16 protein-coding genes and 1 tRNA gene are annotated in these 17,023 nt (G+C 40.4%); 11 read left to right on the top strand and 6 right to left on the bottom strand.

All coding sequences use genetic code 11. The features are described 5' to 3' along the window. Positions 1-2 precede the first annotated feature (2 nt). The 4 genes from ACP14Y_RS07145 to ACP14Y_RS07160 are packed head-to-tail and all read left to right on the top strand — an operon-like array spanning position 3 to position 3,524. Entirely contained in the window at positions 3-1,511 is a 1,509-nt protein-coding gene (locus ACP14Y_RS07145) for a capsule assembly Wzi family protein (RefSeq protein WP_424962272.1), read from the top strand. 23 nt (positions 1,512-1,534) lie between these two features. Further along, positions 1,535-2,050, top strand: a complete 516-nt coding sequence (locus tag ACP14Y_RS07150; protein WP_424962273.1) for a 4'-phosphopantetheinyl transferase family protein — start codon at positions 1,535-1,537, stop codon at positions 2,048-2,050. A gap of 28 nt (positions 2,051-2,078) precedes the next feature. Next, on the top strand, positions 2,079-3,113 hold the full coding sequence (gene mltG, locus ACP14Y_RS07155; protein WP_424962274.1) for an endolytic transglycosylase MltG: 1,035 nt from the start codon (positions 2,079-2,081) through the stop codon (positions 3,111-3,113). 27 nt (positions 3,114-3,140) lie between these two features. Further along, entirely contained in the window at positions 3,141-3,524 is a 384-nt protein-coding gene (locus ACP14Y_RS07160; protein ID WP_424962275.1) for an acyl-CoA thioesterase, read from the top strand. Between the two features lie 3 nt (positions 3,525-3,527). Here the strand turns inward: ACP14Y_RS07160 and ACP14Y_RS07165 are convergent, their stop codons facing one another. Then, entirely contained in the window at positions 3,528-5,570 is a 2,043-nt protein-coding gene (locus tag ACP14Y_RS07165; RefSeq protein WP_424962276.1) for a helix-turn-helix domain-containing protein, read from the bottom strand. A 199-nt stretch (positions 5,571-5,769) separates the two neighbouring features. On the opposite strand from ACP14Y_RS07165, the gene ACP14Y_RS07170 reads away from it, so the two are divergent. From ACP14Y_RS07170 to ACP14Y_RS07190, 5 genes are all read left to right on the top strand, one after another. Beyond that, complete coding sequence (locus ACP14Y_RS07170; RefSeq protein ID WP_424962277.1) at positions 5,770-6,339, top strand: ankyrin repeat domain-containing protein; 570 nt, start codon at positions 5,770-5,772, stop codon at positions 6,337-6,339. Between the two features lie 2 nt (positions 6,340-6,341). Continuing rightward, positions 6,342-7,415 (top strand): acyltransferase family protein, encoded by a 1,074-nt coding sequence (locus tag ACP14Y_RS07175; RefSeq protein WP_424962278.1) that lies wholly within the window; start codon positions 6,342-6,344, stop codon positions 7,413-7,415. 200 nt (positions 7,416-7,615) lie between these two features. Beyond that, positions 7,616-7,700: transfer RNA gene (locus ACP14Y_RS07180), tRNA-Ser, on the top strand. Positions 7,701-8,167: 467 nt separating this feature from the next. Beyond that, the gene (locus tag ACP14Y_RS07185; protein WP_424962279.1) at positions 8,168-9,133 is read left to right on the top strand and encodes a hypothetical protein; all 966 of its coding nucleotides are present in this window, start codon (positions 8,168-8,170) and stop codon (positions 9,131-9,133) included. A gap of 773 nt (positions 9,134-9,906) precedes the next feature. Further along, positions 9,907-10,902: a hypothetical protein gene (locus ACP14Y_RS07190; RefSeq protein WP_424962280.1), complete on the top strand. Its 996-nt coding sequence runs from the start codon at positions 9,907-9,909 to the stop codon at positions 10,900-10,902. Positions 10,903-10,911: 9 nt separating this feature from the next. Here the strand turns inward: ACP14Y_RS07190 and ACP14Y_RS07195 are convergent, their stop codons facing one another. The 5 genes from ACP14Y_RS07195 to ACP14Y_RS07215 form a co-directional block, all read right to left on the bottom strand. Continuing rightward, entirely contained in the window at positions 10,912-11,454 is a 543-nt protein-coding gene (locus ACP14Y_RS07195) for a hypothetical protein (protein WP_424962281.1), read from the bottom strand. Between the two features lie 66 nt (positions 11,455-11,520). Then, on the bottom strand, positions 11,521-12,309 hold the full coding sequence (locus ACP14Y_RS07200; RefSeq protein WP_424962282.1) for an amidohydrolase: 789 nt from the start codon (positions 12,307-12,309) through the stop codon (positions 11,521-11,523). 127 nt (positions 12,310-12,436) lie between these two features. Continuing rightward, complete coding sequence (gene def, locus ACP14Y_RS07205; protein WP_424962283.1) at positions 12,437-12,985, bottom strand: peptide deformylase; 549 nt, start codon at positions 12,983-12,985, stop codon at positions 12,437-12,439. Beyond that, complete coding sequence (gene ruvX, locus ACP14Y_RS07210; protein ID WP_424962284.1) at positions 12,982-13,395, bottom strand: Holliday junction resolvase RuvX; 414 nt, start codon at positions 13,393-13,395, stop codon at positions 12,982-12,984. Before ruvX ends, def begins: the two co-directional genes overlap by 4 nt. After that, entirely contained in the window at positions 13,395-14,108 is a 714-nt protein-coding gene (locus tag ACP14Y_RS07215) for an iron-sulfur cluster repair di-iron protein (RefSeq protein WP_424962285.1), read from the bottom strand. The genes ruvX and ACP14Y_RS07215 overlap by 1 nt, the downstream gene beginning before the upstream one ends. Before the next feature lie 100 nt (positions 14,109-14,208). On the opposite strand from ACP14Y_RS07215, the gene ACP14Y_RS07220 reads away from it, so the two are divergent. Continuing rightward, positions 14,209-15,840: a S41 family peptidase gene (locus ACP14Y_RS07220; RefSeq protein WP_424962286.1), complete on the top strand. Its 1,632-nt coding sequence runs from the start codon at positions 14,209-14,211 to the stop codon at positions 15,838-15,840. Between the two features lies 1 nt (position 15,841). Beyond that, complete coding sequence (locus ACP14Y_RS07225; protein ID WP_424962287.1) at positions 15,842-16,999, top strand: homogentisate 1,2-dioxygenase; 1,158 nt, start codon at positions 15,842-15,844, stop codon at positions 16,997-16,999. Positions 17,000-17,023: the final 24 nt, after the last annotated feature.

Consider the following 17,023-nt stretch of genomic DNA (forward strand, 5'->3'; position numbering starts at 1 on the left):
CCATGAATGTCAAGCTCATCTATATCGCCGTTATCGGTTTGTTGGCACATTCAACGAGCTTTTGTCAGGAGGTAATTAACTTCCGAACAACTTACTTTCCGTGGAGTGAAATTCGGGACTCAACAAGTTTAACATTACATAAAACAGTCAAAACACCTCTTGAGGACTTTTCCATCCTAAACCCTAGAATAGGTACTTCATTCAACTCTCATTACCCAAGAGGATACAATGATGGGCCGATTTGGAAAGGTAAGGGCCTGACGCTTGAGCTGCAGGGAGGAATCGCAGGAAAGAAAGGAAAAATATCGTATGTGTTCTATCCAGCATTTTATTATTCACAAAATAGTTCATTCGAAACTGCTGATATCTTAACAGAAGAAAATGCAGCTTTCCGCTACCACTTCGCAAGAGGTGGTGCGCAGATAGATTGGGTTCAGCGCTATGGTACGGGTGGGTTTGTGCGGGTTCATCCTGGACAGAGCGAGATAAAAATAGATTTTGGAGTGCTGGAAACTGCTGTTTCCACAATCAACTATTCACTAGGACCATCCATGTTCAATCCCATCCTTTTGAGTCATCAGGCAGGCGGGTTTCCACACCTGAGAATTGGAACAGAGCCTTTCGATATAACTATTAGAAAGGCACAAACAGGAAAATGGGAATTCAATTATATCGCCGGATTGCTTACAGAGTCAGACTACTTTGACTCAAACCCCAATAACAATGAGCGTTTTTTCAATGGGATATTTGTTGGATACAGTCCAAAGTTTCTTCCTGAGTTAACACTAGGATTTAATAAGGTGCTTTATAAAGACACCCAGTTTTTTGAAAACAAAGACCTTTTCTCTCCAATCTATATTTTTGATGGAGGAGAGCGCGGAGATAGCATCAATACGAATGACACTTTTGATCAATTGGCATCTATCTCTCTGGAATGGCAACTTCCAAAGTCTGGATTTAAGGCTTATCTAGAGTTTGCAAAGAATGATTTTACCGGAGCAGCCTCACGATTTTTGCTGGAGCCAGAACACAGCAGAGCATACACCATCGGTTTTGAGAAAGCATTTTCAACCAAAAAAGGAAAAGAGGTCATCATCAACTATGAGCATTCCAACCTTTCCATCAACCACACCTATCTATGGAGAGCCACACCGTCTTTTTATTTGCACCATGTAAATAAGCAAGGCTACACTAATGATGGACAGATTGTTGGTGCGGGAATCGGGCCCGGTGGTAATAGCGCTTTATTCGGCCTCCGAATCAAAAGTGAGGATCAAATCTTAGGATTTCTAATACAGCGTATTGAAGCCAATAAGGATTATTTCATTATTAACGTGCAAGGAAGAGACAATCACGACATTGAGTACTCCATTGGAGCCAACCTGCAAAAGAAGCTTCCTTCCATGATTCTTAGCCTGGAAAGTATCTTCAGCTACAACTACAACAGATATTACCTGGATGATCAAGCAAACATCTACGTATCTGTTTCCAGTATTATCATGCTAGACTAAGATCACTTGCTTAAATTTGTTTCATGCTGGGCATAGACATAGTAGACATCAAAGATCCGTCGTTTAAGGAACGCAATAGCCGAACACTCGACCTCATTTCTAATCCCGATGATGTTTCCATCGAGCACCCTCATATTTTCTGGATTCTTTGGTCTGCCAAAGAGGCCGTTTTTAAGTGCAAGCGTGAGCCGCTGAATTTTGCTCCTAAGAAAATTCCAATAAAAGTATTCGAAGCGGATGAAAAAATCATATTCGAATCGGACGATATCAAAGGTGAAATCAAAATAACTGATGAGTACATCGTGGCTATGTGTGGAGAGCTGGAAAACATTACATTCAAAATATTTGAAAACTCTGACGATGATTGGAGCGAGGGCATTCGGTTCATGGTTATTGAATTTTTCAGAGATCAGGGATTAGATTATCACATTGGATCTGACGAGTTGAACCTCCCAATTATCGAACCATCTAAAAAAGAAATATCCATTTCTCATCATGGACGTTATGGTGCTGTAGCATTCCCAGTAGATCTGCTATAGTCCATATTCCAACATTATTTTTGCATACATGCGTAAAAAATATTTCATCGCCATTTTTCTTGTGGTTTTCACGATGATGTTGTCATCGTTCGCCTTTTATACTTACCAGATTCTATATACCCCAAATGTGCTGATCGAGCAGGATGACAGGTATTTTGCTGTCCCCAAAGGCACTACATTCAAGCAGCTTCAAAATAAGCTTGCTGAGGAACGTATTGTGAATGACCTGGTTTCATTCAGTTTTCTGGCTAAGTTGAAAGACCTGGATATGAACGTAAAAAACGGGATGTACCTCATCAAGGGAGACATGACCAATATCGAACTAATCAATTTGCTAAGGTCAGGCTCACAAACACCCATCCAACTGACTTTTTCGAATGCTCGCCTGCTGGAGCAGCTTCCAAAAATTCTAACCCATAGCCTGGAGATTGATTCGGCGGATTTGGCTCCTATTCTGCTAGCAGATACTACTGCAGCACATTATGGTTTCACAAAGGAAACCTTCATCAGCATGTTTATCCCGAATACCTATGAAGTGTATTGGACCATCACACCGCAAGGATTGCTGGACCGCATGAAAATGGAATACGATCGCTTCTGGACGGATGAGCGTAAACAGAAAGCGGCAAATCTTGGCATGAGTCAAACAGAGGTCGCTACGCTGGCTTCCATTGTGCAGGGTGAAACCAATAAAATGGACGAAGCTCCATCCATTGCAGGAGTGTATATCAATCGGCTAAAAAGAGGTATTCCCTTGCAGGCTGATCCCACTTTGGTTTTTGCAATTGGTGACTTCAGTATTCGGAGAATTTTGAACAAGGACAAAGAATTTGACTCTCCCTACAACACCTACAAGTACAGAGGATTACCACCTGGTCCGATCAATTTACCTGGTATCCCTGCTTTAAATGCAGTTTTGAATTTCGAAGATCATAATTACCTATATTTCTGTGCAAAAGCTGATTTCTCGGGATATCATGTTTTTGCACGCACACTGAGCGAGCATAATGTGAACGCCCGCAAATTTCAGCGAGCATTGAACAGAGAACGAATCTATCGATAAATGTATACGCACGAAATACAACTCCGCGTGAGATACGCCGATACCGATAAAATGGGATTTGCCTACTACGGCAACTATCCAAGGTATTATGAAATTGCTCGGGTCGAATCATTTCGAGCAATAGGATTTCCTTATAAAGAGATGGAAGATACCGGTGTGGGTATGCCTGTACTTGATATGTCCATCAAATATCATGGCCCGGCTAAATATGATGACTTACTTACCATCAAACTCACCATCCCCGAAATGCCACGGGCACGAATGACCTTTCTCTACGAAATTAGCAATGAGGACGGCAAGCTCCTTAACTCGGGAGAAACGACGCTCGCTTTTATGAATTTGGAGACCGGAAGACCCGTGAAAATGCCGGAACGGATGAAAGATTCCATTTCTCCTTTTTTTGAGAAGTAGGAATTACCACAATCCCATCTTCTTGAGCTTCTTGATTTTTTCCTTTTTACGGTTCTCAAATCTGGCATTCATTGCCTCCCAAGTGGATTTGAAATCGCGGCTATTCTTTACAGATTCAAAAAGCGGATCACCGTCAAACATCAATAATATCCAGTACATATAATCATCTGTTTCAGAAAATGCTTTGAAAGAAGCCAAAGCCTTATCTACATTCCTGTCGTAGAGATGTAAAAATGTGTAATGAAGCGGTTGATAAATGCTTTCATCTGCCTGTGTGAACTTTTCAAAAGTATTTCGCAATGAATCCGCTTGTTTGTACTTACCAGATTCCCTAAAAACATATGCCATCGTAATATCCTCGGCTGGAAATATATTGTACCCATACTTGGCCTTCTTGCTCAGAAAACGACTGAAATATCGATTTGACGCTTCGAAATCCTTTTGCACGTAGCAGATCTTTGCAAGCTCCTTTAAAACATCCAACCGGGTGGTGTCCTTATTCCAGACTTTTAGCATTCGCGATCGTGCAGTTTGCAAGTCCAGACCCCTGGCCAGATCAATGAAGATGACTAAATAATTAGAGAATACATTTTCAGGATTATAATCGAGTGAAATTTCAATGTGTTCTTTGGCCTTATCCATCATCCCTGATTGACTAAAAGCATTCGCCAGAATCAGGTAAGTATTACTTAGCTCGATAGAGTCCGTGCTTCCCAAATCCAACTGCAGGGCAGACAATGAGTGGATCAGGTATTTTTCTGTGTCTAGTAAATAGAGGTTATAAATTTCAGAGAGAAAGTTGTGTGTCCAGGCTGAATTCGGATTATACTTCAACACTTTTTCAAAGTACTCAGTAGCTTCCTCATACCTGGAAACCTGCATATAATACATCCCTTTCGCGATGAGCGCTTCAGGCAACTCCGCATTAAGCAAAATCGCCTTGTCCGCATAGGTTTCTAATTTATTTAGGTTTGTTTTTTTGGATCTGAGAAAGTCCTTATAGTAATAACAGATTGCTGAATAAGCATAGGCGTTAGCAAAGTCATTGTCCAGTTTAATGGCCTGAGAATAGTATTTCAATGCTGAATCAAGTCCTGCATCTGTCCCGAGGTTCAGAAATTCCATTCCTTTTAGATAAAGATCATATGCTTCCATATTCTCGGTAGGAATTGCCTCGATTCGATCCTGTTCCTCCGGGCTGACAATTGCCTTTATACTTTCAGCTATTCGCTGAGATACACTCGCCTGTATCTCAAACACGTTCGAAATATCACGTTTGTACTGTTCCGACCAAAGATGACGGTCCTCCACTGCTGAAATCAACTGAACTGTCAGTAAAATTTCGTTATTCAGCTTTTGACCGCTTCCTTCCACGATGTAACTGACACCAAGTTCTTGCGCAATCTCCGGTGTGGTCATCTGTAAGCTTCTGTATTTTTCTACTGAGGTTCTACTGATCACCTTCAGATCTTCAATTTTTTGGAGGTGATTCAGAATCGACTCCATCATCCCATTGACAAAATATAAATTGGAAGAATCACTGCTCTCATTCTTAAATGGAAGTACAGCTATGGACTTTTCATGAAATTCATCCGTTTGACTATCCTCCAGTGGGAAATAGGAAATAGCGATGAGAATAGCTGAAACAATACCAACGCCAACAAAAACCCGAATCCACTTGAACCCTTTCGCATTATCTTTATCATCCTCCTCCGGGATCAATTCATTCCTTTGCTCTCCCGGTGAATAACCATACTTCTCCTTGAAACACTTGATGAAATAAGAAGGGCTGCCAAACCCAGTCTCAAATGCAATTTCAGCTACGGTACTTTGCGACTCCCTTAGCTTGACCTTGGCATGCTCCAAACGTATGTCCTTAATGAATTGATTGACAGAAAGCGAGGTGTGTTTCTTAACCGTTCGAAGCAAAGTGGACTTGCTGATAGCCATTTCTTCTGCCAACTCTGACACACCAAAGTTTTCATCCGCCAAATGTTTTTCAACAATACGGGTCAGTTTCTCTACTATTTCACCTTTTGACGACATGATTTTACCTGAATTCATCTTCATTTCTGAAGCGGCTTCAAAACTACATTTAAAACCATAGATGAATCAATATTACCATTCTTGACGCATAATTATTATTGGTGACTGAAAAGTGATAGGTATTGAAACATTCGTAATACATACTCCTGCTACCCCTTTCGGAGCTTTGTATCATCAATTTTATAAAATCAAAGTAACGATGAAAACACTATCAACATTTATGATCCTTTTCATACTAGGTATGAGTTGGTCATGCAATTCTCAAACCGAATCTTCAACGTCTGCTAAAACAGAAAAACCAAGAACAACTATCCAGGAAGCAGCTTTTTTCGGAAATCTTAAGGAGATTAATAAACACATATCAAGTAAATCGAATTTGAACGAAAAAGATGCATACGGATCAACTCCACTTCACATTGCCATTACATTTAATAAAACAGATGTCGCCTTAGCATTGATAGAAGCGGATGTGGACCTGACTTTAACTTCTGCTGACGGCTCAACTCCGCTTCACTCTGCAGCATTTTTTGGAAGAACAGAAGTGGTTAAAGCCTTAATCAAAAAGGGAGTAGATATCAATGCAAAGAATAGTTATGGCTCCACAGCTCTTGAGACCGTCTCTGGCCCGTTTGAGCAAATGAAACCAATCTACGATCAGCTGAGCAAAGACCTTGGACCAATGGGATTCTCTCTGAACTACGATAAGCTTCAGAACGCCAGAAAAGAAATAGCTACGATTCTGGAGCAAGCTACAGCTAACCAAAATTGAGAATGCAAACCAGAAGATATGATATCGATTGGCTGAGGGTGATTGCCATAGGATTTCTGCTCATTTATCATGTGGCAATCCCTTTTCAGCCCTGGGGGGTGTTCATTGGGTTCATCCAAAGTCCTGAGTCCATTGAATCGTTATGGGTGCCTATGTCTCTTTTAAGTGTATGGCGTATCCCGTTGTTATTTTTTGTCTCCGGTATGGGGGTTTACTTCTCGATGAGAAAACGAAATTGGAAAAAGTTACTCACTGAGCGTACCAAACGAATTCTGTTACCCTTCATTGTCGGAACCATATTGATTGTTCCGCTTCAGATTTTTCTTTGGCAGGTGTATTATAATCAGGATCTAAAATTTCAATTCCACCCGGCTCACCTGTGGTTTTTAGGAAACATTTTTAGCTATGTCCTGCTTCTTGCACCACTTCTGTTTTATATGAAAAGGAAGCAAGATACTTTAAAGATGAAGTTGGCTAAGCTGGTGGATCACCCGGTGAAATTACTGCTATGGACCATCCCATTCATTGGGCAGTCTTTACTGATTGACCCGGAACATTACACCATGTACGCACTAACCTTCCATGGATATGTGCTCGGCTTTATCGCATTCTTTCTTGGCTATATATTTGTCTATACTGGAGATGTTTTCTGGCACACGGTGAACAAATGGAAATGGAGCTTCCTGATTATAGGATTTGTCCTATATCTCGTAAGGCTTCTCTACTTCGATATGGAGAGTCCTGTGTTCCTGATGTCAATCGAGACATTAATATGGATTTATGCCCTTCTTGGGTTAGGGTTCAAATATCTCAATTTTTCCAATTCGTATTTGAGTTACCTGAGCGAAGCTGCTTACCCTGTTTATATCCTTCACTGGATTTTTATACATCTGGGAAGTTTGGTGCTTTTCCCCATGAACCTGCCCCCTATATTAAAATTTATTGGATTGGTGATTTTCACTTTTGGTGGCTCGCTTATCACCTACCATGTTCTTATTCGAAGGGTGTTTTTGCTGCGTCCATTGTTCGGACTTAAGAATTCTTCAAAAGACCAACGCATCAGTTTGACAGTTTGATGGAAAATGCTACTTTTGCGATCCGATTTTCGTCGCTTCTCAGCGATGGAAACTATTTTGAAGATTTGCACATAGCAAGTTGAAAGCAAAGATCACAGAGGCGTGGCAGAGTGGACTAGCCATCCGCGTCGAATGCGGCGGAACCGCCTCGGAAGGTCATAAAAGAGTAGAAAGCTACTCACAAAGAAATTGCAGATCACAGAGGCGTGGCAGAGTGGTCGAATGCGGCGGTCTTGAAAACCGTTGTACCGCGAGGTACCGGGGGTTCGAATCCCTCCGCCTCTGCAAGCAATGACCCTGATGGAAACATCAGGGTTTTTTGTTTTGGAACGAATCGAGCTTGCTCGAATGAGTGAAAAAATACAAAACAACCTTCGAGCAAAGTGAGGAAGGGTCATTGCTTGACACACCCCCTCAAGGGATCACGCTAGTAATCCCAAAAGTGCTGGCCTTTTTCATTTTATAATGCTGAAGATATGAGAATTCCCGAGGGGGTTCGAAATGGAACGAAGTGGAATTCACGAGGGGCTGTGTGGCATGGTGGTGCGTATGAGTAATCCCTCCGCCTCTGCATTAAACCTCATTTACATCTAGTATTTGGTTTTTTTGTTTTTGGTACAAACATTTTCTTCTTACACGGCTTGGCTTGTTTAATATAACCGTTTTACCCAAATTTGGGTATTGACATACTCTATCTAATTGATGAGATTTATTTTGATTATCTCTTAATAATTCACTAAACTCATAAAAGCTTGGAAAACAACTATCAATTAGTCTTCAACTTCTACTCACTTAAATTTACACCATACAAGGATCGCCAAACAGCCTCCAATCAAATTCTAAGAGATGTACTGAATTATATTCTTAAGGAGAAAAAGGATAAAAAAGGAGTTTTAATAGACAGACATCAAAATAGAACGGGAGAAAATCCAAGGGAGCTTTTTATTACAGCAATTCGTTTTTTACCCAAAGAGCAACGCATTAATTGTAGAATTGCATTATTGAGATCAGGGAGAGCACCTCTCATTAAACCAAATAATGAATTTGAGCTAATTCCTTTTGATTCAAGTAAGGGTTCCATTGCTGAAGAAACACATTTCTTTATAGATTACTCTCAACCACACCGTGCTATAGTTTGTGTTGATTTTAATTATCATGGCCCCAGGATATCAGATATTGAGTATTACCTAAGGCAAATCAGTCATCACATACTTAAAGAGTCCAAAGCAACAACTGTTGAAATGTTCATGGATGCAGATATAGATAAAACCTTAGAGGACTTAAAAAACGTTATGGATATTGATATTAAAGTCAACCCAAAAAATTTATCACAACTTGATCCAAACATTCAAGGAAAGTATTTTACCGGAATTAGTACGCTAGGACAAAAACTAAAACCTAAGTATGTTAAGCTACAATTAATGTATCAATCTCAGGGTGGAACACATGTGAATAGTGAACATGTCAATAAAGAAAGTGTTGGAATGGTAAAAGAGCTGTTAAGGCAATTTAAAGCCAAGCCTTATACTGTTGAGGGATTTGAAAATTTTGTAGTGAAATATGAATCTAAAGAAGGGAAAGAGGAGTTTTTCAACTTAATTAAAGGCAAGAAGGAAATCCTAAAAGAAATTGAGAAGGATTCATTAAAAAACGCAAATGACTGGTACAATCTAATAAAAGAAGATTTTGATGAATTTATGAAATCAATTGACGGATGATTGATTCAATATTAGACCGATACTTTAAGCGACCAATTTTTTGGGATTACCTTATCTCTTCATTGATAGTATGTATGATAATCATCCTAGTAAATAAGGGAGTATTTAAAAACCTAATTGATAATAAGGAATTTGTGAGTGCGATATCTTCTGATTTAGCTACAGTTGGGTTCACAAGTGCCGGACTTATTCTGACCTTGCTCACAATACTGATTACATTCAAAGCCAATACCAACTTAAAAGACACGAATGACATTAAGAGTAAATCAACTTTTCAACTTTTTTTTCTAACTGAGTATTATTTTGAAACTGTTAGACATTTTAAAAATTGCATAAAGTCTCTTTTGTTTGTCTCAGTTCTTATCTATGTATTTAAACTGGGGTTTTACTCAAATGGTCACGAAGTACTTTATTACTATAATATTGGTTGCTTAATAGTCATTGTATTGACGCTTTGGAGAGGAATATTAATCCTATCTAATATTCTTAAAATGCAACGTAAATCACAGTAATTCTATTACTCAATTATCACACCCCCCTCATGAAAGAACATCACTCAAAAAATGTGATTGGGATTGGGTATATTGGACGAAACCACCTCAAATAACAAGATTACCCCTGTCCTCATCTTTCGAGGTGTCTTATAGCGCTTAGAATACAGCCAGAGACCAACAAGCCAAAGAGGAATTGAAACGAGAATTGATGTGTGATGAGCTCTTCATTTTCCACCATATAAATTTTATCTTACAGTTGGTTATAAAGTAAGTAAAGTTATGCGATTATTTACATCATTACTATTTTGTTTTTTCTACTTAACCCAACTATTTGCTCAAAATGAAAACCTTGAGAAAAGTTTAAATCAACTCAATACAATTAAAAAAGAACTTCTCGATTCAATCAAAAAAGTAGATGCTGAAATCATAAAAATTAAAGACGAAATTGAATACAATAAGTATCTCAATTCAAAATCTACATTAACTTCTAAATTGGCTACATCGGCTACCTATATGATGAGCGAAGCATTCCTTGGTCAAAGAATTAATATTAATGTTGACTCTGTTGAGTTGATAGGATTCGAGAGAAGCAAGGTTAAAGTCTTTGCTAATGGAAAGACTGGATTTATACGCCCAGAGGAAATCAGACCAAAGAAAGCAGTAGAACAATTTATAACTGACTATCAACGCAGGAAAAAATTAGAAGTAAGTGAAAAAAGAAGAATTTATGACGCTACTAAAAATGGGCTTGGGAAAAAAGGTGAATTACTAATAAACCTTGCCCCTGAAAAAAGCATTGAATTTAAAAATTTCAAAAGAGAGCGTTTTGACCTTATTCTGGTTGATAAAATTATTCCACCAGATTCGATGAAAATCAAAGATTTGGCAACTGGCCAAACTAAATTAATTACTCAAAGGAGATACAGGTATCTTTTCGGTTTTTCTCCATCGGTAGACTCACTTATTCTTGCTCAGAATAAGGTGTTCGAAGACTCTACGCGAGAAGTGAAAAGTCAGTTGCTTCAAGACGAACTTAACGCAAGGTATGAATCTAAAATCAAGCGTTTAACAAAAAAGTATGATGCTAAAACTGCTACTAAATTAGCCAATAGTGAAATATGGATTGGGATGACTTCTGAAATGATAATTGATAGTATAGGCAGACCAAATGATATAAATAGAACTGTCACTAGTTATGGCGTGAGAGAACAATGGGTCTATAAAGATATTTATCTATACCTCGAAGATGGCGTATTAACCTCATATCAAGATTAATGATTTTAATCACTCCGCCCCCGCAGTAACCACGCCCCGATCAAAACTACGTTTCATCTGTGCCAGTTGACTGGGGCTACATAGGTCGGTTTGCTCTAAAAAACCGAAAATATACTTTCCGAAGTGAGGGCTCACCTGCATTCGGGAGATATTTGAGAGGTTGGATACAATTTTTCTGACGTCTTCTTCCATGTGGATGCTCATGCCCAAGAAGGATGGAAGATTATACTCAATTGCCAGACGTAAGAAGCGAATTTCTACATTATGTGAATCCATTTCAATTACTTCCTTCATTTGATCATTGTACTTAATCACCTGTTTTAGCTTATTGAAGGGATTCCAAACTACCTGCGCCAACAATGCTTCTGATACTGCCTGATATGCCTGCACGGTAGGTGAAGGATTTTCTATTTCAGAAACAAAATCATGGAAGTTTCGAGAGTCATCCGGGTTCAGCACCACCAAATGAAATTCAGAACGTATTTCACTCAGGCTTTGACTGAAAGCTGCAAATACAAGAAGTGTTAAGACGACTATAATTATGTATTTCACATCATATAAACCTGAAAATCACTAAAGTGTTATGAAAATGTACTTGATAAGTCGGTAAGTAGACTTTTATTTCAGTGTAAAATCATCCGCATCCTCCTGAAATGGAAAATCCCGACGATAGGTTTGTAGCTCTTCTGCTGATAGGGTGACAGTCAGTATCTGCTCCTTATTATCTGAAAAAGCCAACTCGTCCCCCTTTGGAGAATATATGCCCGAATGCCCGTTGTACTCTTTTGGAAACCCATCCGTACCAATTCGATTCACCCCAGCGCAGTAGGAAAGATTTTCAATCGCACGAGCCTTCAGCAACGTATCCCAGGCATTCACTCGCGTATCGGGCCAGTTGGCAACATAAAGCAACAAGTCGTATTCATAGGTTTGATCCATGGTCTTCCTTGATCGGGCCCAAATCGGAAAACGGAGGTCATAGCAGATCATGGGATGGATTTTCCATCCCTCATATTCCAATATGACACGCTCTTTTCCCGAAGTGTATGTTTCACCTTCAGCAGCCAGGTTGAACAGATGTTTTTTATCATACTGTTGAGAAGAACCGTCTGGGTAGACAAAATAGAGCCGATTGTAGAACTCACCCTGATCTTTGATGATCACACTCCCTGTGACAGCTACTTTTTGCTGGGTAGCCATCTGACGCATCCACTTGAATGTCTTTCCACCAGGAGGCTCAGCCAGCTTTTCAGCATTCATAGAAAAACCAGTGGTAAACATCTCTGGAAGAACAATCAGGTCAGACCCGTCAATCGACCATATCATTTCCTCGAACATGGCCAGATTGGCATCAATTTCCTCCCAGTGCAGGTCGGCTTGGATCAATGATATGGTCAGATCGTTCATGGTTCTTTAATTGAATCAATTATTAAGCGTCCTCAACACCCCTTTCTCCCTAAAGGGATCACCCCGCATTTTCGAAGTTAGAACACACTTTCTATTGTCACCCCTTTAGGGGCTGGGGGTAGTCATACTATCTCGGTACTTTCACCCGATATTCCGCATCCGTTTTCCCTTTGCTGATATTTGCCAGCTTCCCTTTTATCAGGCGTTTCTTGAATGGGGTTAGGTAATCCGTGAAAAGTTTGCCTTCAATGTGGTCATACTCATGCTGAATCACACGAGCCTTCATCCCATCAAAAGTCTCCTCGTGTAGCTCCCAATTCTCGTCAAAGTATTCAATGGTGATCTTAGGCTTTCGGTCTACATCTGCACGCACTCCAGGAATACTGAGGCACCCTTCTTCAAACGCCCACTCATCGCCCACCTCCTCAATCACGATCGGATTGATGAATGCTTGTTTTAACCCTTCCTCCTCATCATCTTCCATGGGCGAGGTATCAACCACAAAGATTCGGATAGATTCACCCACTTGTGGTGCCGCCAATCCTACTCCTTGAGCGGCATACATCGTTTCAAACATGCTTTCGACAAATTCCTTAACAGACTCATCTCCTTCTTCTACTTCACTGGCTTTTTTCTTCAGCACCGGATCGCCATATAGTACGATTGGAAAAATCATAGAATACTTTCTAAATATGATTGCAAAATTATGGTGGCACTTACCTTGTCTACATTTCCCTTATTCCTTCTGTCTTTCTTTTTCATCCCACCTGTAATCATGGCATCCATCGCCATCTTAGAGGTAAAGCGCTCATCATGCAAAATTAATTCCCTTGAAGGGAAAACTTTTTTGAATCGATTAATAAATGCCTGAACCAGCGGAGTTGCGTTGGTTGGGCTTCCATCAGTGTTTTTGGGCATACCAATTACCACCCGATATACATCTTCCTTTTCGAAATAATCTTTTAGAAAATTTTCTAATGTGTGGCTTGGAATGACTTCCAGCGGGGTGGCGATCATACCCAAAGGATCGGTTACGGCCAGGCCTGTGCGCTTGGCGCCATAATCTATCGCAAGTATTCGCGGCATTAGTTAAGGGTAGATAAGGTTTTCACCTTGTGCTGTACTTCCTTTTCCAGTTGAATGGCTTTTGGAAAAAAGATTCGATTCTCGATTTCAGCGTGGTAGATCATTTCCCGATCGAACGACTTGATTTCATGCATCAACACGCGATCGTGCAAATCCTGAGGTTCTAAAGAGGACATTAGCGCTCGAATGGCTCCAAATTCATCTTCATCCTGGTGCTCCTCAAATTCATCTGCCAATGAGTAATTATTAAATCGTATCAATAGGTCAAAAGACGCTGAGATCGATCCCTTTTTCCATTCGCTGAGCAATTCGATGTACTTAAATGTAGTGTCTTCCTCCTCGTAGATATGCTTGATAAAGTCTTCGACAAATTCAGGCAGCAAGTTCTTCAAGCCCTCCTCCCGATCCCATTTTTTCACCAAATGGACGATGTAGGGGAGCTTTTCCTTTATGAAAATATGGTGGGAGTACTTAAGGTATTCAGTCAGCAGCTCAATCGGGTAGCGTTCTAAATCCGAGAAACTAAAACGATGACAAGTATCAAATTCGTAAAAGCTTTTAATTACTTGCTTTCGATCCAGCCCTCGTTCATCACATATCTCCCGAAGCTTCCTATTTGGAGCCTCAAAAAAGTCGATTCCCAGGTAATGCAGCGCTCTTGCATACACATAGTTTTCATCGACTACCTGACCGATCGTTTTCTCGAAGACCATATACAAAAATAACCCGTTAATCGACGCATGTCAACAGTTTGATCATCAATGCGTTCATTCCTTTTAAATAACCTTTATTTTTGAACTTTATCGTCATCTTATGAGTACACATAAAAATTCTAACCGAGCAGTCCGTTTACCTCTCTACATTGCCATTACACTATGCATTGGTGTACTGATCGGGGCAAATATGGCGGGATCTACTTCTACGCCTACTTCTGATTTCTTAAAAGGCCTCAATAAGTTCCGGCAAGTTCTTACACACATTGAGAATGACTATGTGGACAATGTGGATAGTGAAGAACTAGTGGAAAGTGCCATCTCTAACATGTTGGAGGAACTGGATCCGCATACATCTTACATCCCCGCAAAAGAGCTGGAATTAATTCAATCACGTCTGGAGGGAAACTATGAAGGGATCGGTGTGGAGTTTAACATTTTTAAAGACACCATACATGTGGTTACCCCTTTGAGTGGTGGACCTTCTGAAAAGCTGGGCATTCGTGCCGGTGATAAAATTGTTAAGGTTGATGGAGAAAATGTAGCCGGCGTGGGGATGACCAATCAAAAAGTAGTAGAAATGCTACGAGGACCCGGAGGATCTGAAGTAACTGTCAGCATCAAACGCGGTGGTGAAGACGAGTTGATTGACTTTACTATCGAGAGAGACGTAATCCCACAATACTCCGTAGATGTTTCATACATGGTAAATGATGAGATAGGCTACATCAAAGTCGCTCGTTTTGCCAACTCCACCTATTTGGAATTCAAGGAAGCCTTGTTAAAACTCAAAGACCAGGGTATGAAAAAGTTAGTCGTTGATCTAACTGGAAATCCCGGTGGTTATTTGAACAGAGCAGTGCAGATTGCCGATGAAGTTCTCGCTGGCAGACAAATGATTGTTTATACAGACGGTAAAGAAAAGCGATACGCTGAAGAGCACTATTCCGGAGAAAAGGGAGATTTTGAGGAAGGCTCATTAATAATTATGATGGATGAAGGCTCTGCCTCCGCCTCCGAAATTGTTGCCGGAGCAGTTCAGGATCATGACAGAGGATTGATAGTAGGCAGAAGATCTTTTGGAAAAGGCCTGGTTCAACTTCCTATCGACCTAAATGATGGCTCTGAACTTCGATTGACTATCTCGAGGTACTACACCCCGAGCGGACGAAGCATTCAAAAAATGTACAAGAGCGGTGATTTGGACGAATACTACCTGGAGGCTTACAATCGATATGAAAATGGAGAGGTGTACTCTTCTGATAGTATCAAATTCAACGATTCATTGGTTTACAAAACAGACAAAGGACGTATCGTTTACGGTGGTGGCGGCATCACTCCCGACTATTTCGTTCCATTAGATACTGCTCAAAATACCCGCTACCTCAACCGACTTTTCAATACAAATTCGCTTCAGGAATACACAGTTCTTTACGCTCAGGAAAACAGTGAAGAGCTAGAGGAAATGGGCTTTGAAACATTTAGAACGTCTTTTGATGTTACAGATAAGATGTTGAAAGAACTTGTAGGTGTAGCAATCGATAATGGATTGAAATTCAATGAAATGGAGTTCAATCGATCAAAAAGGTTGTTAAAACAACTAACTAAGGCGTATATTGCCAGGGGGATTTGGGACAATGAAGGGTTCTATCCCATCTTCAATGAACAAGATGAGATTTTTCAGCAAGCCATTCGGTTAATGGATGAGGCAGATAAAATAGCTAAGAGGTAATATGACATACTATCACAGACTAGGAGAGATACCTCCAAAAAGACATATTCAGTTTAGGCAGCCAGATGGAAGTCTGTATGCAGAAGAACTGGTTTCATCTCGTGGCTTTTCCGGGATCTATTCAAATCTCTATCACATCAATCCACCAACGCGGGTAGAAAAGGTGGGGAAATCCACACCATGGAAAGAGGAAATAGCCAAAGATTATACCTTGAAGCAAACCCACCTCAATACTTCAAAAGTTGAGACTACAGGAGGTGACTACCTGGAAGCTCGAAAGGTGTTGCTTAAGAATAAGGATGTGAGCATGGCTATTTGCCACCCGACCTCCAGGAAAATGGACTATTGCTATAAAAATGGTCAGGCTGATGAGGTGATATTTATTCATGATGGAAACGGCTACCTATACTCACAGTTTGGTAAACTACGAATAAAACAAGGAGACTATGTAGTGATCCCACGAACTACTATTTACAGACTGGAATGGGATGAAGTACCTTTGAAGCTGCTGGTCATTGAATCTAATCATCCGGTGGAAACCCCAAAAAGATATCGCAATGAGTTAGGGCAGCTTTTGGAACACTCTCCATATTGTGAAAGAGACATTCGACCTCCATCGGAATTGGTTACTGAACGGGATAAAGGTGACTACCTGGTCAAAATCAAGCATGAAGACATGCTTCACGACTATCACTACGAAACATCTCCATTCGACCTGGTAGGTTGGGATGGAAACCTGTATCCTTACGCACTTTCTATTCATGACTTTGAGCCTATTACCGGACGAATCCATCAGCCGCCTCCTGTTCATCAGACGTTTCAGGCACATGGTTATGTGATTTGTTCTTTTGTGCCAAGACTGTTCGATTATCACCCGCAGGCGATCCCTGCCCCTTATAATCACTCTAACATCGATTCAGATGAAGTCCTTTACTATGTTGAAGGAAACTTTATGAGTCGGAAAGGAATCGATCGTGGTTCATTCACTTTGCACCCGGGAGGATTGCCACACGGACCACACCCAGGCACAGTAGAAAAAAGTATTGGAGCAAAAGAAACCGAAGAGCTTGCGGTTATGCTGGATACTTTCGGGCCACTCTATGTAACCGAAACAGGGTTACAATATGTGGATGAGAATTATCCAATGAGCTGGAAATAGTTGCACAGTCCTTGTAACCTTCTA

This window comes from Ekhidna sp., assembly GCF_965247405.1.
GTDB lineage: Bacteria > Bacteroidota > Bacteroidia > Cytophagales > Cyclobacteriaceae > Ekhidna.